The 20,860-nt window shown below is 67.7% G+C and carries 15 protein-coding genes; 11 read left to right on the top strand and 4 right to left on the bottom strand.

Translation table 11 applies throughout. From position 1 onward, the window contains the following. Nucleotides 1-9: 9 nt before the first annotated feature. Nucleotides 10-597, bottom strand: a complete 588-nt coding sequence (locus ACJMKX_RS04225) for a thymidine kinase (RefSeq protein WP_405221492.1) — start codon at nucleotides 595-597, stop codon at nucleotides 10-12. 182 nt (nucleotides 598-779) lie between these two features. Here ACJMKX_RS04225 and upp point away from each other — a divergent pair, with 182 nt between their 5' ends. From upp to ACJMKX_RS04205, 4 genes are all read left to right on the top strand, one after another. Next, nucleotides 780-1,400 (top strand): uracil phosphoribosyltransferase, encoded by a 621-nt coding sequence (gene upp, locus ACJMKX_RS04220; protein WP_405221489.1) that lies wholly within the window; start codon nucleotides 780-782, stop codon nucleotides 1,398-1,400. 104 nt (nucleotides 1,401-1,504) lie between these two features. Beyond that, nucleotides 1,505-3,859, top strand: a complete 2,355-nt coding sequence (locus ACJMKX_RS04215; protein ID WP_405221486.1) for a 1-acyl-sn-glycerol-3-phosphate acyltransferase — start codon at nucleotides 1,505-1,507, stop codon at nucleotides 3,857-3,859. 125 nt (nucleotides 3,860-3,984) lie between these two features. Next, nucleotides 3,985-5,679 (top strand): phenylacetic acid degradation protein PaaN, encoded by a 1,695-nt coding sequence (gene paaN / locus ACJMKX_RS04210; protein ID WP_405221483.1) that lies wholly within the window; start codon nucleotides 3,985-3,987, stop codon nucleotides 5,677-5,679. After that, a complete protein-coding gene (locus ACJMKX_RS04205) occupies nucleotides 5,669-6,568 on the top strand; it encodes an SDR family NAD(P)-dependent oxidoreductase (RefSeq protein WP_405221480.1) in 900 nt (299 codons plus the stop codon). Before paaN ends, ACJMKX_RS04205 begins: the two co-directional genes overlap by 11 nt. Before the next feature lie 32 nt (nucleotides 6,569-6,600). Here ACJMKX_RS04205 and ACJMKX_RS04200 read toward each other — a convergent pair whose 3' ends face one another. After that, nucleotides 6,601-7,554, bottom strand: a complete 954-nt coding sequence (locus ACJMKX_RS04200) for an NAD(P)H-dependent flavin oxidoreductase (RefSeq protein WP_405221477.1) — start codon at nucleotides 7,552-7,554, stop codon at nucleotides 6,601-6,603. 130 nt (nucleotides 7,555-7,684) lie between these two features. Here ACJMKX_RS04200 and ACJMKX_RS04195 point away from each other — a divergent pair, with 130 nt between their 5' ends. Next, nucleotides 7,685-8,518, top strand: coding sequence for a DUF1295 domain-containing protein (locus ACJMKX_RS04195; protein ID WP_405221475.1), 834 nt, complete (start codon nucleotides 7,685-7,687; stop codon nucleotides 8,516-8,518). Beyond that, the gene (locus ACJMKX_RS04190; protein ID WP_405221472.1) at nucleotides 8,505-9,494 is read left to right on the top strand and encodes a winged helix-turn-helix transcriptional regulator; all 990 of its coding nucleotides are present in this window, start codon (nucleotides 8,505-8,507) and stop codon (nucleotides 9,492-9,494) included. Before ACJMKX_RS04195 ends, ACJMKX_RS04190 begins: the two co-directional genes overlap by 14 nt. Here ACJMKX_RS04190 and ACJMKX_RS04185 read toward each other — a convergent pair whose 3' ends face one another. Then, on the bottom strand, nucleotides 9,495-10,709 hold the full coding sequence (locus ACJMKX_RS04185) for an acetyl-CoA C-acyltransferase (RefSeq protein ID WP_405221469.1): 1,215 nt from the start codon (nucleotides 10,707-10,709) through the stop codon (nucleotides 9,495-9,497). A gap of 144 nt (nucleotides 10,710-10,853) precedes the next feature. Between ACJMKX_RS04185 and ACJMKX_RS04180 the strand changes: the two genes are divergently transcribed. From ACJMKX_RS04180 to ACJMKX_RS04165, 4 genes are all read left to right on the top strand, one after another. Continuing rightward, a complete protein-coding gene (locus ACJMKX_RS04180) occupies nucleotides 10,854-11,465 on the top strand; it encodes a 2-hydroxychromene-2-carboxylate isomerase (RefSeq protein ID WP_405221466.1) in 612 nt (203 codons plus the stop codon). Next, entirely contained in the window at nucleotides 11,462-12,694 is a 1,233-nt protein-coding gene (locus ACJMKX_RS04175) for an acetyl-CoA acetyltransferase (RefSeq protein ID WP_405221463.1), read from the top strand. Before ACJMKX_RS04180 ends, ACJMKX_RS04175 begins: the two co-directional genes overlap by 4 nt. Before the next feature lie 227 nt (nucleotides 12,695-12,921). Continuing rightward, nucleotides 12,922-13,986, top strand: coding sequence for an efflux RND transporter periplasmic adaptor subunit (locus ACJMKX_RS04170; RefSeq protein WP_405221460.1), 1,065 nt, complete (start codon nucleotides 12,922-12,924; stop codon nucleotides 13,984-13,986). Further along, nucleotides 13,983-17,033: an efflux RND transporter permease subunit gene (locus ACJMKX_RS04165; protein ID WP_405221457.1), complete on the top strand. Its 3,051-nt coding sequence runs from the start codon at nucleotides 13,983-13,985 to the stop codon at nucleotides 17,031-17,033. Before ACJMKX_RS04170 ends, ACJMKX_RS04165 begins: the two co-directional genes overlap by 4 nt. A 21-nt stretch (nucleotides 17,034-17,054) precedes the next feature. On the opposite strand, the gene ACJMKX_RS04160 is transcribed toward ACJMKX_RS04165, so the two are convergent. Beyond that, complete coding sequence (locus ACJMKX_RS04160; RefSeq protein ID WP_405221454.1) at nucleotides 17,055-18,758, bottom strand: class I adenylate-forming enzyme family protein; 1,704 nt, start codon at nucleotides 18,756-18,758, stop codon at nucleotides 17,055-17,057. A gap of 195 nt (nucleotides 18,759-18,953) precedes the next feature. On the opposite strand from ACJMKX_RS04160, the gene ACJMKX_RS04155 reads away from it, so the two are divergent. Continuing rightward, on the top strand, nucleotides 18,954-20,804 hold the full coding sequence (locus ACJMKX_RS04155) for a feruloyl-CoA synthase (protein WP_405221452.1): 1,851 nt from the start codon (nucleotides 18,954-18,956) through the stop codon (nucleotides 20,802-20,804). The last annotated feature ends 56 nt before the right edge of the window (nucleotides 20,805-20,860 follow it).

Below are 20,860 nucleotides of genomic sequence, written 5' to 3'. Positions count from 1 at the left end.
GGCGCCGGCTCAGTCGCCGCCGGCGTAGAAGCGTTCCTTGAAGTGCCGGCGGCACATCGAGACGTAGCGGTCGTTGCCGCCGATCTCCACCTGGGAGCCCTCGGTGACTGCGCGACCCTCGCCGTCCAGGCGGATGACCATCGTCGCCTTGCTGCCGCAATGGCAGATCGCCTTGATCTCCTTCAGGTTGTCGGCCCAGGCGAGCAGGTACTTGCTGCCCTCGAACGGCTCGCCCTGAAAGTCTGTCCTGAGACCGTAGGCGAGCACCGGGACGCCCAGCCGGTCCGTGACCTCGCTCAGCTCGAAGACCTGCTGCCGGGTGAGGAACTGGGCCTCGTCGATCAGCACGCAGTGCAGGGGCCGCTCGCCGTGTTCGCGCTCGACGGTGGCGAACAGGTCGTCGCCCGTGCGGAAGGTGAGCGCGTCGGTCTCGAGGCCTATACGGGATGTCACGCGGCCCACGCCGTAGCGGTCGTCCAGCTCCGGCGCCAGCACGAGCGTGTGCATGCCCCGCTCCCGGTAGTTGTAGCTGGACTGCAGCAGCGACGTCGATTTGCCGGCGTTCATCGACGAATAATAGAAATAGAGCTTGGCCATGGCTGCGGGGCTTGCGGTGAGAGGCGGCTAGTTTACCGGTATCCGTGATCAGTCAGAAATCGCTGGTCAGTAACCGGTGTGCGGCGCCGCGGGTGGCGGCCGGCGGAGGCGGTATAATCGCCGCCGACTGCGTAGCACCATTCCGAGCGGCCAATCCGCGCAACCAACGACGAGGCCTGCCCATGTACGTCGAAGTGGATCACCCCTGCATCCAGCACAAGCTCGCCCTGATCCGGAACAAGGACACCGGGCACAAGAAATTCCGCGAACTCACCAACGAGATCACGATGTTTCTCTGTTACGAGGCGCTGAAGCAGGTGCAGGTCGAGGAGGTCGAAGTGGAGACGCCCGTGGCCCCGGCCACCTGCAAGCGCATCGCCAACGAGATCGTGGTGGTGCCGGTGCTGCGGGCGGGCGTCGGCATGCTGGAAGGCATCCTGGATCTCGTGCCCATCGCCAAGGTCGGCTTTGTGGGCATGCAGCGCGACGAGGAGACGGCGACGCCGGTGGAGTACTACCAGAAGCTGCCCACCTTCCACAAAGACGCGCTGTACATCGTGGTGGACCCGATGCTGGCTACCGGCGGCTCCACCATCGCCACGCTGGATCTGCTGAAGGCCGGCGGCGTTGAGAAGATCATCGTGATCTGCATGGTCACCTGCCCGGAGGGTATCGCCGCGGTCGAGAAGACCCATCCCGACGTGCAGATCTACACGGCCGCGGTCGACGATCACCTGAACGAGAAGAAATACATCGTCCCGGGCCTGGGCGATGCGGGCGACCGCCTGTACGGCACGATCTGACCGGGGCGGCGGCCACAGAGAGCCGCTATCCATGCGATACTGCGGTCGGGCATGGCCGGACGAGAGGCGTTGCAGCGCCCACCGGCGAAGGGGGAGTAACCGGCGTGAACAGGCAGTCACTGCAGGAAACGGCACTGGAGTCGGGAGCGGCGGATTCACCGTGGCCCGACGAGAGTCACGGCAGTGTGGTGTTCCTGCTCGATGCGCCCGACCGGTTCGAACACAAGCTGCTCAGGGACTGGATCGAGTCCACCCGCCCGGCGGGCGAGAAGACCGACTATCGCCTGCTCGACCTGCCCCAGGACGGCGAGGGTCTTGCCGGCGCGGATCACATGGAACCGGATACGTGGCTGCAGCCCGTGCGCATCGTGTGGCTGCCCGCAGACCGGGACGAGGGCGGCAGCCTGCTGCGGGATTTCTTTTTCGCGTGGACCGAGCGGCCGACCCTGTTCAGCCGCCGCAGGATCGCCCGCGGCCAGCCGGACCGGATGCGCTTCATCGCCGGTCAGGGGGCGCCGCTCGAGGACCTGAGGCAGCGCTATCGGGACCAGCACGGCAGCGACGCGCCGACGGTCGGGCTGTCGGATTTCGTCCGCCGTCAGGCGCTGATCACGCTGGAGCGGGCGGAGCGGGTCGCCCGTGGGACGCGCTACAAGGTGGCCAGACTGCTGCCGAAGGACGTGTTCGCCAACCGGGAATTCCGCGAACAGCTTGCCAACCTGGCGCAGCAGCGCGACGAGAGCGTGCAGAAGGTCACCGACAAGGCAGGCGACTACCTGGAGGAGATGGCCGCCCGACAGACGCCGTTCTCGCTGGACCTCGCCATGGCCATCTACCGGGCCGCCGCGCGCAGCAACCACGACCCGGAGATCGACGTGGACGAGGAGCAGCTTCGACACGTCGCTGAGCTGCTCGGCAGTCGACCGGTCGCCTTCCTGATCAGCCACAAGTCCATGCTGGACACGATCGCGCTGTCGATGGTGCTGTTCGATGCCAACCTGCCGCTGCCGCTCACCTTCGGCGGCATCAACCTGAACACACCGGGACTGGGGGCGCTCGGGCGTCGCGCCGGCATCATCTTCCTGCGCCGCTCGTTCCAGGATAACGAGATCTACAAGGCGACCTTCCGCCGCTATATCGACTACCTCATCGACAAGCGCTTCTCGCTGCTGTGGGCGCTGGAAGGTACGCGCTCGCGGACGGGCAAGCTGCTGCCGCCGCGTTACGGCCTGTTCAACTACGTGGTCGAGTCCATCCTGCGCACTCAGCTGCTCGACGTGGCGTTCGTGCCGGTGTCGGTGACCTACGACCAGATCACGGAAGTGGAGGACTACGCCACCGAGCAGCGCGGCCACGCCAAGAAGCCGGAGGGAGCGACGTGGATCGTGCGCTTCCTGCGCTCCTCGGCGCCCCACGGCCGCATCTTCCTGCGCTTCGGCGAGGAGCTGGCGCTGACCGACCTGGCGCCCCGGGACAGCCTCGAGGCGGGGCCGGACGAGTCGGAAAAGCAGTCGCTGGTGCAGAATCTCGCGCTGCAGGTCGCCTTCCGCATGAACGCGGCCACGCCCATCACCGCCACCGCCATCGTCACGCTGATCCTGCTCGCCGCCGGCAACCGGGCGCTGAGTCTGAAGGAGATCGGCTTCCTCACCCGGGTCGGCATGAGCCTGGTGCGGCGTCGCCATCTCGAGATCGCGGGCGACCCGGACTTCCGCCAGCCGGAGACGCTGCCGGCCACACTCGAGCAGCTGCGCTCCACCGGCATCGTGACCTTCTTCGACGAGGGCACGGAGCGGCTCTACGCCATCACGTCCGACCAGCACCTGAAGGCCGCCTATTACCGCAACACGGCCATCCACCATTTCGTCCTCGACGCGCTGGTGGAAGTGGCGCTGTACCGCGCCGCCGGCGCGCCGGAGGGCGAGCGGGAGGCGGCCGTGTTCACGCTGCTGGAAGAGCTGCGCGAGTTGTTCCTGTTCGACTTCTACTTCCCGCGCCGCCAGGACTATCCGGCGGCGGTGCAGGCGGTACTGGAGGAGCGTTTCCCGAGCTGGCGCGAGGCGCTCGCGGGCGGCGAGGAAGGCGTCGTGCGGGTGCTGCGCCAGAGCCGGCTGCTGCTGGCCCACGCCGTGCTGCGGTCCTTCGCGGATGCCTACCGGGTGGTGGCCCGGGCGCTGGCCGAGGCAGGCGCCGAGGCGGTGGAGGACCGGGCCGCCTTCGTCTCCGGCTGTCTGAAGCTCGGCCGGCAGATGCGCCTGCAGGGCCGGCTGTTCTCCGAGGAGTCCGTCTCGAAGTCCCTGTACGAGACGGCCCTGAAGCTGGCGGCACATCGGGACCTGCTGCAGGGTGGCGGCACCGCGGCCGAAGTGCGACAGGCTCTGCTGACCGAGCTGCGCGAGGTGCGGCGCGCGCTGGACGGGATTCTGGCGATTACGTTGAACGGTTCCGGGGAGAATTGAGGCGGCGGCGAGGAATCGGCGTTAGGGAATCGGGCCTGAAGGCCCTCCCACAGCGTTATGGCTTGCACAACGGGACTGTCAATCCCTAGAATCGTTCCACCCTCCACGGAGCCCGGGACGGAACCATGAGCAGCCTGTTCGAGAAACATCGCGCGACGCTGGAGAAGGCAGTGGATGCCTGCGAGAAGCGTTACGCCTGGACGGCGTACCCGGAATCGCCCAGCAGCAAGGTCCACGGCAAGGAGATTCCCGCCGCCGGCCTCGCGGCCTACGAGTCGATGCTGGGCCGGCCGTTCGACATCGAGCTGCCCGCCACCGTCGGCGAGGTGGGCGAGGAGGTCTCGCCACTCACCGGCGAGGCGCTCGGTATCACCTACCCGAAGCTCGACCCGGAGCGGGCGTTCGCCGCGGTCAGGGAGGCCCAGCGCGCCTGGCGTCGCGCGCCCACCGAGGAACGCGTGGGCGTCTGCCTCGAGATGCTGGACCGGCTGGGCAGCGCGGAGTCGCTGTTCGTCAATGCCCACGCCACCGTCCACACGGCCGGCCAGAGCTTCATCATGGCATTCGCCGGCTGCGGCGCGAACGCGCTGGACCGGGGCCTGGAGGCGCTGGCCTACGCCTGGAAGGCCATGGACGACGTGCCGGGCGAGGCGACCTGGCAGCGGCGCTTCGGCGCCGGACCGGAGACCGAACTCGAGAAGCGCTACCGCATCATGCCCCGCGGCATCGGCGTGGTGATCACCTGCGCCACGTTCCCCCAGTGGAACGGCTACCCGGCCATCATGGCGGACCTCGCCACGGGCAACGGCGTCATCGTGAAGCCGCACCCGAAGACCACGCTGCCGGTGGCGATCTTCGTGCGCACCATGCGCGAGGTGCTGGCCGAGGCGGGCCATAACCCGGACCTGATCCTGATGGCGGCGGATACCGAGGCGGAGCCGAACACCCTGGAGCTGATCCGCCATCCGGACTGCGCCATCATCGATTTCACCGGCGGACCCCGCTTCGGCGGCTGGATCGAGCAGCACTGCACGGACAAGCTCGTCTTCACGGAGACTGCCGGCTGCAACTCCGTGGTGGTGGAATCCACCGACGACTTCGACGGTATGCGCAGGGCCATCGCGCACTCGCTGTGCCAGGCGTCCGCCCAGATGTGCACCAGCGTGCAGAACATCTTTGTGCCGCGCGGCGGCATCGAGACCGGCGGGCGGCATCTCCCCTTCGACGAGGTGGCGGCAGGGATCGTCGATGCCGTGGAGGAGTTCCTCGCCAACCCGAAGCAGGCGGGCAACCTGTGCGGTGCGCTGGTGGACCCCCGCATCCTGGAGAGCATCGACCGCATCCGCGACGGCGTGTGGGACCGAGGGAGTATCCTGCGCGACTCCGGGCCCTACGAACACCCCGATTACCCCGACGCCCGCACCGCCACCCCGCTGATCGTGCAGGTGGACACCGACGCCGGCGACCTGTTCGGCGAGGAGCACTTCGGGCCGATCTCCTTCGTCATCGCCGCGGACGATGCCGACGCCGGGCTGGCCCGGGCGACCGACGACGTGCGCGCCCACGGCGCGATCACGTCCCACGTCTACTCGACCAACGATGCCTTCCTGGCCCGTGCGGAGGATGCCTACCACGACGCCGGCGCCTCGCTGTCGTGCAACCTCATCGGCATGCCCATCAACTTCGCCGCGGCCTACAGCGATTTCCACGTCACCGGCCTGAACCCGGCGGGCAACGCCTGTCTGGCCGACCTCGATTTCGTGACCCGGCGCTTCCGCTGGGTGCAGACCCGCTGGCCGCGGGCCTCCGATGCCGCCTGAAGCCGTGCCGTTCGACGGCAGGGTGGTGGTCATCACCGGCGCCGGCAAGGGGCTCGGCCGCGCCTATGCCCGCTACCTGGCCGCCCGGGGCGCGCGGGTGGTGGTGAACAACCGCAGCCACGCGGGCGAGGAGCAGGCCTCGGCGGACCGCGTGGTGGACGAGATCCGTGCCGCCGGCGGCGAGGCCGTGGCGGATTACTCAGAGATTACCGAGGCCGGCGCCGGCGAGCGACTGCTGCAACTGGCGCTCGATACCTGGGGCCGAATCGATGCCCTCATCGCGAACGCGGGCGTCTCCGAGGGTCGGAGCTTCCACAAACAGAGCATCGACGAGTTCCGGCGCAACTTCGAGGTGAACCTGTTCGGCACCGTCAACGTGCTGCATCCTCTGTTCCGGCATCTCTACGATCAGCGCGGCGGTGCCGTGCTGCTCAGCACCTCGGTGGCGGGACTGTACGGCGAGCACGGCCTGCCGGCGTATTCGTCGTCGAAGGCGGCGCTGCTGGGCCTCACGTACGCGCTGGCCCACGAGGGCGCCGGCCGGGAGGTGCGGGTGAACGCCATCGCGCCCTACGCCGCGACGCAGATGACCGAGGCCCACCTGCCCGACGCGCTGCGCGAGCGCATGGCACCGGATTACGTGGCGCCGGTGGCGGCCTGGCTGGTCAGCGAACGCTGCGCCTTGAACGGCGAGATCGTCATCTCGGGGGCCGGCCGGATCGCCCGCGCCCGCATGCAGGAGACCGACGGACGCTGGATGGAAGATGCGGATGCGGCTGCCGCCGGCGCCGTGCTCGAGGAATTGGCCGGGCTGCCCTTCGACGGCCACGCGCCCGCGGCCGTGGAACATTTCCGCCGCTTCGTCGCCGGCGCTCCAGGGAAGGGCTGACAGGGTGGGTTGACCGGACGGCCTGACGGTCCTCAGGGGACCCGTTTGGCGGCCTCGTATTCCTCGGCAATAGCGTCGACGATGTCGGCGAGCGGCTCCACCTTGTGGATCGTGCCCACGCCCTGGCCGGCCGACCAGACGTCCTTCCAGGCCTTCTTCTCGGACAGGTTCATGCCTGTGCCGGCCTCCAGGTTGTCCGGGTCCAGGCCGGCCGCCTCGATGCTCTGGCGCATGTAATAAGCGTGGGCGCCGGTGAAGAAGTCGGTGAGCACGAGGTCCGGGAACACCGAGTCGACGACCATCTGCTTGTATTCCCCGGAGGCGATGCTCTCCTCGGCGGCGATGAAGCGGGTACCCATGTAACCGAGGTCGGCACCGAGTACCTCCGCCGCGCGCACGGCCCGGCCGTCGCCGATGGCGCCGGCCAGTATGAGTATGCCGTCGAAGAATTCCCGCACCGCCGGCACGAACGCGAAGCCTGCCATGTGTCCGGTGTGGCCGCCGGCGCCGGCGGAGACCAGGGCCAGACCATCCACGCCCACCGCGGCCGCCTTGCGCGCGTACTCCACGCTGTTCACGTCGGCGATCACCAGCCCGCCCCAGCCGTGCACGGTATCCACCACGTCCTTCGGGCTGCCCAGTGCCGTAATGACGATGGGCGGGCGGTATTTCTCCAGGATCGCGAGCTCCTGGTCCAGCCGGTCGTAGGTGCGGTGCACGACCAGGTTCATGGCCCAGGCATCCGTGGCGCCGGCAACCTGGTCGCGGCGGAAGCCGGCCAGCCGCTCGCTGATGGTCGAGACCCACTCCTCGAACACGTCGATGGTGCGGGCATTCGGTGCCGGGAACGAGCCGAGCACCCCCGAGCGGGCGGCGGCCACCACTATCTCCGGACCGGAAACGAGGAACATGGGCGCGACGACGACCGGCAGGCGCAGGCCCGCACGGATCCCGTCGAAGCGCTGTCGTGCGCTGGCGTGTGTCATCCCCCCACCCTGAGGTTGTTTTCCGTTCTGCTGAGGTTCCCAGCCACCGATTGGCAATCAGTAACTTTCACGAATAGACTAACACAGGTTTTTCCAAGTGGCGCAACTCTGCAGGCGCCGGGGAGGGGTTATGGAGCCGCTCTGGCAGGATACGGGTCTGGTCTTGCTGGTCAACCTGGGTGTCACCCTGGGAGCCGTGCTCGCGCTCTGGCTGATCAGCATCCCGCTGCGGGACGTCAGCATCATCGACATGGCTTTCGCGGTGATCCTGCTGAGTGTGGCGGGGGTGACCTACGTGACGACGGACGGCGCCGAGCCGCGCAAGAACCTGATCCTGGCACTCGTGGCGCTGTGGGCCGTGCGTATCACCGTGCATCTGGTGCGGCGCAACTGGGGCCATGGCGAGGACCCGCGCTACACGAAGCTGCGCAGCTGGGTGAACGACGACCGCGCCTTCATCTGGCTGAGCCTCCGGCAGGTGTTCCTGCTGCAGGGCATCGTGCTCTGGCTGGTCTCGCTGCCGATCCAGGTGGGGCAGATCTACCGGGAACCGGCGAGCCTGGGCGTCGCTGCGTTCGCCGGCGCTGCCCTGTGGCTGGTGGGCTTCGTATTCGAGACGGTGGCCGATCATCAACTGGCCCGCTTCCGGGCCAATCCCGCCAACAAGGGCAAGGTGCTTGATACCGGGCTGTGGCGCTATTCCCGGCACCCGAACTATTTCGGCGAACTCTGCGTCTGGTGGGGCCTGTTCCTGATCGCCTGCGACAATCCGTGGGGTTTGCTGACCATAATCGGCCCGATCGGCTACACTTACCTCATCGTGAACGTCACGGGACAGCGTACGCTGGACAAGAAGATGGCGCGGGAGAAACCGGGGTACAGGGACTACATGGAGAAGACCAGCGGGATGATTCCCCTGCCGCCGCGACGCTCGAGGAACGGCGGGGGCAATGGCCGCGGATAGCCGCAGCGGCAAAGCCGAGCAGGACCTAATCCTCAACAGCCAGGTGGCCCAGGCCCTGGCGGTGATTGGTGACCGCTGGGCGATGCTGGTGATCCGGGACGTGTTCCTGGGCTTCCGCCGCTTCGAGGACCTGCGCCACCGCAGCGGTGCCGCGCGCGGCACGCTGGCGTCCCGGCTGAAGCGTCTGGTGGAGAACGGCATCCTGTACCGCAATCCGTACCAGATGTCCCCGCCGCGCTACGAATACCGCCTCACCGACAAGGGCCTCGACCTCTACCCTGTCATCCTGTCGGTCTGGAACTGGGATACGCGCTGGGGCTTCGGGGGCGAGTCGCATCCGGAATTGGTGCACAAGCACTGCGGACACGCCATGCAGGCCGAGTTCCGCTGCAGCGCCTGCGCCGAGCCCATTACCATGTACAGCGTGCGGTTTGAGCCCGGTGCGCCGGACAGCAAGGGTGCCGCAGTGCCGGCGCGGTTTCAGCGCCGCTCCAAGAAAGACAGCAAATCCAGCCAGGCCGCCGATCAGCGCTTCTTCCATACGCTGGACGTCATCGGTGACCGCTGGACCGGTCTCGTAACGGCTGCCGCCTATTTCGGTCTGCGCCGCTACGACGACATCGCGAAAGGCATCGGCATCGCCACCAACATCCTGTCAGACCGGCTGAAGCTGCTGGTCCACCACGGCATCATGGAGCGCAAGGCGTATCAGAAGCGGCCGGTGCGCTACGAGTACCGACTCACGGAGAAGGGGATGGACCTTTATCTGGTGGCGCTGACCATGCACGAATGGGCCAATCGCTGGATCGTCGCCCCGGACCGCCGCCCGCTGGAGCTGATCCACCGGCCCTGCGGCGAGCCGCTGGTCAGCGCCATGGTCTGCAGTGAATGCGGCGAGGCGCTGAAACCGGAAGACGTCGATTTCGACCGCGATGCCTACCGGCCGCGCCGGGGTACCGCCCGCGCCAACCGCTGATCAGGACGCCGCAACGCGCTCCACGATGAGCCCGGTGCCGATCCCGGCGGCGCCGGAGATGGCCACCAGGCCCACTCCCAGGTCCTGACGTTCCAGCTCGTCGAGCACGGTGCCGACCAGGCTCGCTCCCGTCGCGCCCATGGCATGGCCCAACGCGATGGCGCCGCCGTTGGGATTGATGCGCTCCGCGTCCCAGGGCATGTCGCGCAGGAACTTCACCGACACCGCGCCGAAGGCCTCGTTGAACTCTACGAGGTCCACGTCGCCGTGGTCCATGCCGGCTTTGGCGAGCACAGCGGCTACGACGTCGATACCGCCGGTCAGCGCCAGCAGTTCGCTGGACGAAACGTTGGCCATCGCCCGGATGCGCGCGCGGGGCTTCAGGCCGGCGGCCTCGCCTGCGGCGCGGCTGCCGAGCGCCACCAGCGAGGCGCCGTCCACCACGGCCGGCGAGTTGCCGGCATGATGCAGGTAGCGCAGCTCGCCCAGCTCCGGGAACGCCGCCTTGAAGGCCGCCGCATAGCCCTTCTCGCCGAACTCCGTGAACAGGGGCTCGAAGGTGGCGAGCTTTTCCGTGGTCACGCCCGGGCGCACGCACTCGTCCTGTTCCACCACGGCCCCGCTGGCGGGATCCGTCACGGCCACCAGCGACTTCGCGAAACGGCCCCCGTTCTGCGCCCGGGCCGCGCGCTGCTGGCTCATTACCGCGTAGGCATCGCAGTCCTCCCGACTGATGCCGTCGAGGCTGCCCACCAGGTCTGCGGCGAGCCCCATGGGGACGAATCGCGTCTTCTGCGCCACCGCCGGATCGGAATAGAAGGTGGCCTTGTCCGAGAGCATCGGCACCCGGGACATGCACTCCACGCCGCCGGCCAGCACCAGCTCGTCCATGCCGGTGGCGATCTTCATCGCCGCGAAGTTGCAGGCGTCGAGCCCGGACGAGCAGTAGCGATTTACGGTGATGCCCGGCACCGAGGTGGGCAGGCCGGCGTAGAGTGCCGCCACCTTGGCGATGTTGCCGCCCTGTTCGCCCACCTGCGTCACGCAGCCGAGGATGAGGTCGTCGATACGCCCGGCATCGAGCCCGGTGCGCTCCAGCAGCGCGCCGATCAGGGCCTTCTGCAGGTCCAGGGGAGTCAGCCCGTTCAGCGCGCCGCCCTCGCGGCCCTTGCCACGGGGCGTGCGCACGGCATCATAGATGAAGACGTCGGTCATGTCGGTCGCTCCGGGTGAGTCGGTGTTGGCGGCAGGCGGTCGGCTTCGATTGCCTGGATAGCTTCGATTGCGATCGCCCCACCGGCATTATATAGTCGCCCCGAGTCTAGTTATGAAAGCCATTGGTTTCAACGAGGTCCTCCGATGAAGAGAGCGATCGATTTCTACTTCGACTTCTCCTCGTCCTACAGCTACATCGGTCAGCACCGGCTGCGCGCCCTGGCGGATGAGTTCGGCGTCCGGGTCGACTGGCAGCCGATCGCGCTGGGAGCGATATTCAAGTCCCGCGGCCATGCGCCGCCGCAGCCGGATTCCCTGAAGGGCCGCTACGTCTGGCATGACGTGGAGCGCTCGGCGGCGGAATGGGGCCTGCCCTACCACTGGCCGGATCCGTTCCCCTTCAACAGCATCCTCGCCGCCCGCGCCTACTGGTTCCTGAAGGAGATCGACGAGGAAGATTCCGTGGCCTGGATCGCTGCGGTCTTCGACGCTAGCTACGGTCAGGGCCGGGACTGTTCGGATCCGGCGGTGCTCACGGAGGTGGCGAAAGGGCTGGACCTGGATGCGGAAGAAGTGCTGCAGGGCACGGCCCGGGATGAGGTCAAGCAGAAGCTGAAGACGGTCACCGACGAGGCGATGGAGCGGGGCGTGTTCGGCGCGCCCACCTTCTTCCTGGACGACGAGATGTACTGGGGTGCCGATCGCATCGACCAGATGTGGCGGACCCTCGAGCGTGAGCGGCAGGCGGAACGATGAGCGAGCGAGTCTACGTGCTCGGCGGCTATCAGACGGATTTCGCTGCCAACTGGGCCCGCAACGGGGACGAGCTGTTCGATGCCTTCGGGCATACCGTGCGTACCGGCGTCGGTACCGTGGGCATCGAGCCCGAGGAGATCGAGGTGGCCCATGTCGGCAACTTCGCCGCCGAGCTCTTCTGCAAGCAGGGCCATCTCGGCGGCTTCTTCGCCGCACTGCACCCGGCCTTCTCCGGCAAGCCGGCGTCCCGGCACGAGGCCGCCTGCGCCTCGGGCAGCGTTGCGCTCCTGTCCGCCGCTGCGGATATCGAGGCCGGCCGCTACAGCCTGGCTGCCGTGATCGGCATCGAGCAGATGCGCAACGTGCCCGGCCAGACCGCCGCCGATCTGATCGGCGGCCCGGCCATGTGGAGCGGGCACGAGTGCACGGGCGTGGAATTCCCGTGGCCCCATCTCTTCAGCGAGCTGGCAGAGGAGTACGACCGCCGCTACGGCCTGAAGCACGAACACCTGGCCGGCATCGCGAAGATCAACTTCGACAATGCGCGGCGCAACCCGAACGCGCAGACCCGGCGCTGGGAATTCACCGATGCCAGTTTCGCCGAGGACGACGAGGCCAACCCGGTCATCGAGGGGCGCATGCGCAAGCAGGACTGCGGCCAGATCACTGACGGCGCCGCCATCGTCTTCCTCGCCGGCGCGGAAAAGGCGGCCGGGTATGCGAAGCACCACGGCATGAGCCTGCATGACCTGCCCTGGATCCGGGGCTGGGGCCACCGCACCGCGCCGATCACCTATCAGCAGAAGATCGAGGAGAGCAGGGACGCGCCGTACATCTTCCCCCACGTCCGCGGCGCCATCACCGACGCCTTCGGCCGCGCCGGCATCGAGGGCGTGGATCAGCTGGACGGCATCGAGACCCACGACTGCTTCACCAGCACCGAGTACATGGCCATCGACCACTTCGGCATCACGGCGCCGGGCCAGAGCTGGCAGGCGGTGGAGAACGGCGACATCGCCCCGGGCGGCCGCATCCCCGTGAACGCGAGCGGCGGCCTGATCGGCCTGGGTCACCCGGTGGGCGCCACCGGCGTGCGGATGATGCTGGACAGCTACAAGCAGGTCACCGGCCAGGCCGGCGACTACCAGATCGAGGGTGCGAAGACGGTGGCGACGCTGAACATCGGCGGCAGCGCCACCACCACGGTCAGCTTCGTCGTCGGGCGCTGATTCCGGGTCCGGCAGTCGGGCGTCCGGTCCGACTGCGCACGAAACGGCGATTCGGTCGTGGGGCAGCTTCCGGTACACTAACCTGTTCCGTCGGTGCGGCGGGCGTCCGCCGGTGACCGCGGCTGCCCCGGGAGTCCGGTTCCTCGCGTCCGGGTCGTCCCCGCGGAATCGTCAGTTTCCAGATACAGAGAGGCCTTCCCCTGATAAAGAGACTCATCATCGTCGTCGTGATCACGGGGGCGCTGTTCGGCTCCCTGTTCGCGTGGAAATACGTGCAATGGCAGGGGGCAGGGCCGCGCAGCCAGCCCCCCGCGGTGGTGACTACCGTGGAGGTGAGCCGCGCCAGCTGGGTGCCGGTCCTCTCCGCCGTCGGCAGTGCCGTACCCACCAGCGGCATCATGGTAGCCGCCGAGGTCCCGGGCAAAGTCAGCGACATTTTCTTCATCACCGGCGACCGGGTGGAGCAGGGCGCGCGCATCGTGCAGCTCGACGACGAGGTGGATCGTGCGGAACTGGAGACGCTGCTGGCCGACCGCAAGCTGGCCGCGATTACGCTGGAGCGCACGCGCAAACTGGTGGCGGACAAGCTCGCCTCTGCCTCGGAGCTGGACGAGGCGGTGGCCCGGCTGGAGAGCCTGGAGGCCCAGGTCGCCGCGAAACGTGCCGTCATCCGCAAGAAGGATGTGCGGGCACCGTTCGCCGGGGAACTCGGCATACGGCGCGTCAGCCGCGGCCGCTATGTGGCCGCGGGCGAGGAAATCGTCAGCCTCGTCTCGCTGTCGCCGATCTTCGTCGAGTTCACGCTGCCGGAGCGCTACCTGGGGCGCCTCACCCCGGACGAGCAGGTGGAAGCGCAGGTACCCGCGCACCCCGGACGCACGTTCAGCGGACGCATCCATGCCATCACCCCGGGCATCGACGAGGGCACCCGCAGCGTGCGTGTCCGCGGCATATTCGCCAACGACGACCGGGCGCTGAGACCCGGCATGTTCGCCGAGGTGCGCATCCTGGAGGAGCGCCGGCGGGAGGTGCTGACGCTCCCGTACCAGGCCGTGACCTACGATCCCTACGGCAGCTCCGTGTTCCTGGTGGAGGAAGGCGAGGGCGGCCTCGTCGCGACCCGCCGTCAGGTGGCGACCGGCGAGGTGCGTGACGGCCGGGTGGAGATCGTGAGCGGCCTCGAACTCGGCGACCGCGTCGTCGGCGCCGGCCAGAACAAGCTCAGGACCGGCCAGCCGGTCACCGTGGACAATTCGGTCGAGCTGGAAGAGCGTCGGCCGGACGGCGCATGAAGTTCACCGACCTCTTCATCCGCCGGCCGGTCCTGGCCAGCGTCGTCAGCCTGCTGATCCTGGTGCTCGGGCTGCGCTCCATCACCGCGCTGGAGGTCCGGCAGTACCCGGAGACGAAGAACACGGTGGTGTCCGTCACCACCAGCTATCCGGGCGCGAGCAGCGAACTCATCAAGGGCTTCATCACCACGCCGCTGCAACAGGCCATTGCCGAGGCCGAGGGCATCGACTATCTGTTCTCCCGCAGCCTGCAGGGCCGCTCGGTGATCGAGGCCCACATGGTGCTGAACTACGACCCGAATGCGGCCGTGGCCGAGATCCAGGCGAAGGTGGCGAGCCAGCGCAACGTCCTGCCCGCCGAGGCCGAGGATCCGGTGATCGAGGCCACCGTCGGCGGCCGCACATCGCTCATGTATCTGGTCTTCTACGGCGGCGAGATGAGCGCCTCGGAGACCACCGACTACCTGCTGCGGGTGGTCCAGCCCCGGCTGCAGGCGGTGCAGGGCGTGGCGTCCGCCGATCTCTTCGGCGGCAAGACCTTCGCCATGCGTATCTGGCTCGACCCGGACCGGATGGCCGCGCTGGATGTGTCGGCGGCGGAGGTCCGCGACGTGCTGGTCGAGAACAACTACCTTGCGGCGGTGGGCAGCACGAAGGGGCAGTACGTCGCCATCGACCTCTCCGCCGATACCGATATCAGCGATGCCGACGCCTTCCGCAACCTGGTCGTGCGTACCGGCGACGACACGCTGGTGCGCCTGGGCGACATCGCCGACGTGGAGCTCGGCGCCGAGAACTACGACTCGATCAGCTGGTACAACGGCGAGCCTTCCGTGGTGATCGCCATCGATCCGGCACCCGGCGCGAATCCGCTGGACGTCTCGCGCCGGGTCAACGTCGCCATGGAGGACATCACTCGGCAACTGCCGGCCGGGCTCGCCGGCGAGGTTTCGTTCGACGCCAGCCGCTTCATTGAAGAGTCCATCGACGAGGTCTTCCGCACGCTGGCCGAGGCCGTGCTGATCGTGCTGACGGTGATCTTCCTCTCCCTGGGCTCCATCCGTGCCGCCCTGGTCCCGGCGGTGGCCGTGCCGCTGTCGCTGATTGGCGGCGCGTTCGTCATGCTGCTGCTGGGCTTCTCCATCAACCTGCTGACGCTGCTCGCCATGGTGCTTGCCATCGGGCTCGTGGTGGACGATGCCATCATCGTCCTGGAGAACGTTCACCGGCACGTCGAGGAAGGACTCTCCCGCCGTGAGGCCGCCATCATCGGCGCACGCGAAATCGGGCTGCCGATCATCGCCATGACCACCACGCTGATCGCCGTGTATGCGCCGATCGGTTTCATGGGCGGGCTGGTGGGCACCCTGTTCACCGAGTTCGCCTTCGCGCTGGCCGGCGCGGTACTGATCTCCGGCATCGTGGCACTGACACTCTCGCCCATGCTCTCCGCCCGCGCGCTGACCCGCTACGGCGAGCCCGGGCGCTTCGAGCAGCGTGTGGAGCACTTCTTCCAGTGGCTGGCCGACCGCTACCAGCGCCTGCTGCATGCATCTCTGGACACCGTGCCGGTGACAGTCGTCTTCGCGTTGATCGTGCTGGGCAGCATCTGGTTCATGTTCACCGCCGTGCCCGAGGAGCTGGCGCCGGTGGAGGACCAGAGCATCCTGTTCGTCCAGGCGCGCGGGCCCCAGACGGCGACGCCGGAATACAACGAGACCTGGGCCCGGCGCATGGTGGACCTGTTCCAGGAGGTGCCGGAATACGAGGACAGTTTCCTGTTCCTGGGCATGGGCGGCGACAACAGTACCGTCTTCGGCGGTTTCAAGATGGCACCGGGCCAGGAACGGGAACGCACCCAGATGGAGGTGCAGCCGGAGCTGCAGCAGGCCGTGTCGAGGATTGCCGGGCTGCAGGCGGCGGTGTTCCCGCGGCCGGATCTGCCGGGGTCCGCCGGCGGGTTGCCGGTGCAGTTCGTGGTGACCTCAGCGGCCGACTACGAGCGGGTGGACGGCGTGGTCGACGGCCTGATGGGCGAGGCCATGCAGAGCGGGCTGTTCGCCTTCGTGCGCAAATCCATCGATTTCTCGCGGCCGCGCATTACCCTGCACATCGATCGCGACAGGGCTGGCATCCTCGGCATCTCCATGCAGGATATCGGCCGGACGCTGTCCACCCTGGTGGGCGAGGGTTACATCAATCGTTTCAATCTGGAGGGCCGCAGCTACCGCGTCATTCCCCAGGTCGGACGCGATTTCCGGCTGGACGCCGCCATGCTGGAGGACTATTACGTGCCGGCGGCCGGCGGCGAGATGGTGCCGCTGTCCGCGCTGGTCACCTTCGAGCGCACGGTGGAACCGGCCGAGCGCACCCAGTTCCAGCAGCTGAACTCCATCGCCGTCGAGGGCGCAATGGCACCGGGCGTGACCCTCGGCGATGCGCTGGCGTTTCTGGAGGAACGCGCGCAGGCGTCCTTCCCGGTGGGCTTCAGCTGGGACTACAGCGGCGAGTCGCGGCAGTACAAGCAGCAATCGAGCGCGCTGGTGATCACGTTCTTCATCTCGTTGCTGGTCATCTACCTGGTGCTTGCCGCCCAGTTCGAGAGCTGGCGCGACCCCTTGATCATCCTGGTGTCGGTGCCGATGTCCATCGCCGGCGCGCTCATCTTCATGACGCTGGGCCTCGCGACGATCAACATCTACACGCAGGTGGGACTGATCACGCTGATCGGACTGGTGGCCAAGAACGGCATCCTGATGGTGGAGTTCGCCAACCAGGTCCGCGCCCGCGAGGGTCTGGACAAGCGCGCTGCCATGGAGAAGGCGGCAGCCGTGCGGCTGCGGCCCATTCTCATGACCACCGCGGCCATGATCTTCGCCATGGTGCCCTTGCTGACGGCCTCCGGCGCCGGCGCGGTGAGCCGGTTCAATATCGGTCTCGTCATCGCCAGCGGGCTCGGCATCGGCACACTGTTTACCCTGTTCGTGGTGCCGGCGTTCTACCTGCTGCTCACCGGCGAGATCGAGCACCAACAGGAGCAGGCGTAGGAGGGCCCATCTAGGGTGCCGTCAGGTCGGCGCTGGTGGGCTCAGTTCCCGTCGCACCACCTTGCCCAACGGGTTGCGCGGCAGCGCCTCCATGACCACCAGCTCCTGGGGCCACTTGTAGGAGGCGACCTGCAGGCTCTTCAGGTGTTCGATGAGGCCGTCCAGGGTGACACTCTCGCCCGGCTTCGGCACCACGGCTGCGCAGACCTTCTCGCCCAGTACCTCGTCGGGGATGCCGAACACCGCAGCCTCCTGCAGGGCGGGGTGACTCTCCACCAGGGCGTCCAGCTCCGCCGGCGATATATTCATGCCGCCGCGGATGATCAGCTCCTTGACCCGGCCGATGAAACGGTAGCGCCGCGGTATCGGTTCGCCGTCGTCCACGATCTCGAACAGGTCCCCGGAGTGGTAGTAGCCGTCGGCGTCGATCACCTCGGCATTCAGCTCGTCGTCCTGCCAGTAGCCGTCGAAGCGCATCGCGCCGTCGAAACAGAGCTCGCCGGGCCGCTCGGGCTCGGTGATGATCTCGCCGGTCTCCGGGTCCTTCAGGCAGGTGATGATCTTCTTCTGGAATCGCGACGGCCACTCCAGCCCCTCGACGCCGAAGCGGGGGAAGTACAGTGCGCGATCCTCCGGGTCCGGGAAATCCTCGCCCGTGCTGAACAGCGAGCAGCCTTCGTTGGAGCCGAAGATATTCACCACGACGATGCCATGCTGCTCCTGCCAGCCCTTCACCATCCAGGGCGCGAGCGGCGCGGAGCCCGAGCCGATGCAGCGCAGATGGCTGATGTCGGTCTTCGCCAGCAGCTCCCCGTTCTTCAGCAACAGGTTCAGGATGGCGGGCGGGGCCACGGTGTAGTTGATCTTCTCCTCCGCCATCTGGCGCAGGAAAACGGGCAGGTCGAAAGGGTGATGCTGCACCAGCTTGCCCCGGGTCATGAGCCAGGGCATGACCATGCCGCCGAGGGAGGCAATGTTCACCATCGGGAAGGGGTTGAGGATGTTCTCGCCCTCCTGCAGCTGTCCGCACTCGCTGCAGGACTCCCCGTTGACCACCCAGTGCGCGTGGTGGCGGGGTACGCCCTTCGGGCGCGACTCCGTCCCCGACGTCCAGCACAGTGTGAGGGTCTCGTGGGGATCGATCTTCAGCCCTTCGAGATAGGCTCGCAGCGGCGCCGGGTCGGCGCCGGCGAGCCGCTCGAGGGACAAATCCGTGGGGTCGGCCTCCTGCCCGCGCCACACCAGCAGGTGACGCAACCGTTCGAACTCGGGCACGAGCGTCTCGGCACGGGCGGCGGGCTCGGTGTCCTTGAACCGGGGCACCGTCATGAAGGCGGTGGCGCCCGACTTGCCAAGGATGTAGCGCAGCTCGTGCTCCCGGAACTGCATCGCGACCGGGCAGAACACGACGCCGAGGCGCGCGCAGGCGAGGAACGTCACCACGCCCTCCACCGTATTCGGCAGCTGCGTGGCCAGCACGTCGTTCTTGCGCAGGCCCAGCGCCAGCAGCCGGCTGGCCAGCCCGTCCACCAGCCGGTCCAGCTCGGCGAACGTATAGCGCTGCTGGGGCGCGCCCGTCAGCTCCTCCTTGTTCGGCGGGTCCACGACGGCTTCCTCGCCGCCGGCTCGAGCTACGGCGTCGCGGAATACGTCGTCCACGGTGGTTTGCCCCCACCATCCCCGCTGCTGGTACTCGGCGATCCGCTCCGGTGAACTCTGGATCATTTGCTTCCGCCTCTCTCCGCTGTGGGTTCCGACAACCGTTCCAAGTATAGAGTCATGTTATGCAAGCGACCATAGCAGGCGCGGTCACTGCCTGTCGCGATACTCGTCGCTGCGGACCGGCACCGTCACTTGCATTATTTGACTGAGTCGGCAAGGATCGGGCCATCGACGGACAGCGCCGAGGACACCATCCCCATGACCGATTTCCGCACCGCCCCGTTCCGGGAGGTCGCTTTCCCTTCGGCCAGCATGGCAGTGGAGGAACGCGCCGACGGCACGCTGATCGTGACGCCCGAGATCGGGCTCGAGCCCTGCGTGCCGAATCTGCTGCTCGAGCTGGAGCGCCAGGCGGGGGAGCGCCCCGACCAGTCCTACCTGATGGAGAGAGAGGGCGGCGACGGGGAGTGGATGGCCCAGACCTACCGGGAGACCCGCCGCGACGCCCACGCGGTGGCCCAGTGGCTGCTGGACAACGGCGTCGGCCCCGACCGCTCGCTGCTGATCCTGTCCGGTAATTCCATCCGCCACGCGGTGTTCAAGTACGGCGCCATGGCCGTGGGCGTCCCGGTCTGCCCGGTGAGCGTGAACTATGCGCTCATGGGCGGCGACTACGGACGGCTGAAGCACGTGCTGGAGCTGGTCAGGCCGGCGGTCGTGTTCGCCGAGCAGACGCCGCTGTACAAGGCCGCTCTGGAGGCGGTGGATTTCGGCGACGCCATCGTGGTCACCGAGGAGCCGGAACTGCTGGAGCGGCCCGCCGTCGCCATTACCGAGGTGCTGGCGCTGCGGGCGGGTCCGGAAGTGAAGGACGCCATCGAAGGGCTGGACCCGGACGCGCCGGCCGTCTACATGCTCACCTCCGGGTCCACCAGCCTGCCAAAGGCGGTCGTGCAGACCCAGCGCATGCTGGGGGCCAACCTGGCCCAGGCGAAACAGGTCCTGGGCGAGACGGCCGGCTGGAAGGACGTGATGCTCGACTGGCTGCCCTGGAATCACGTCTCCGGCACCTCGAGCAAGTTCGGGGTGATGATCGCCGGCGGCACCTTATATATAGACGGCGGGCGCCCGCTGCCGGGACAGTTCGACCTGACCATCCGCAACCTCAAGGAGGTCCCGGTCAGCTTCTTCACCAACGTGCCGGCCGGCTACGCCATGCTGGCCGACGCGCTGGAGCGCGACGACGAGCTCCGCGAGACGTTCTTCTCGAAGCTGAGGCTGGCATTGTATGGCGGGGCCGGCCTGCCCCAGGCGCTGTACGACCGGCTGCAGGAACTGGCCGTGCGCACGACCGGCAAGCGGGTCTTCTTCACGACCGGCTACGGGGCCACCGAAACGACCTCCGGCTGCATGGCCATCTACTTCGATACGGAAGAGGTGGGCATCGGCCTGCCGATGCCGGGGCTGACCATCAAGCTGGTACCCCGGGACGAGCGCTACGAGGTCCGCATGAAGGGCCCGATGATCACACCGGGCTATCTGCACATGCCCGAGAAAAATGCGGAGATCTTCGATGACGAAGGGTATTTCCTGATCGGCGACGCGGCGCAGTTCAACGAGCCGGGCGACATCGAGCGCGGGCTGAGATTCGCCGGCCGCCTGGCCGAGGAGTTCAAGCTCGCCAACGGCACCTGGGTCTCCGCCGGCAACCTGCGCGCGGCCGTGGTGCAGGCGTGCTCGCCGCTGGTGAGCGACCTGCTGGTATGCGGGCTCAACCGGGACTACGTGGCCGTACTGGCCTGGCCCAATCGAGCCGGGGTCGAACAGGTGCTCGGCGCAGCGCCGCCGGCCAGCGCCCGGGAACTGGCCGGCGAGCCCGCCGTGCGCGAGCGCATCGTGCAGGCGCTGGCTGCGCGCAACCGGGCCAACCCCGGCTCCAGCACCCGCATCCGGCGGTTCGCCTTTCTGGACGAGCCGCCGAGCATCGACGGGCACGAGCTGTCGGACAAGGGCACGGTGAACCAGTCCGTGGCGCTTCGCCGGCGGGCGGCCGACGTGGAACGGCTGTATGCGGCGTCGCCCGGCGAGGACGTGATCGTGCTCGAATGACGCCGGCGAGCGCCGATTGCGCCTTCGCGTGACCAGCGTAAGTATCTACCAGTATG

The organism is Lentisalinibacter sediminis, from assembly GCF_040706615.1.
In the GTDB taxonomy this organism is placed as follows: Bacteria; Pseudomonadota; Gammaproteobacteria; order Steroidobacterales; family Woeseiaceae; genus Lentisalinibacter; species Lentisalinibacter sediminis.
Note: the sequence above shows the minus strand (reverse complement) of the source record. Positions and strands in the feature narration are given on the sequence as shown.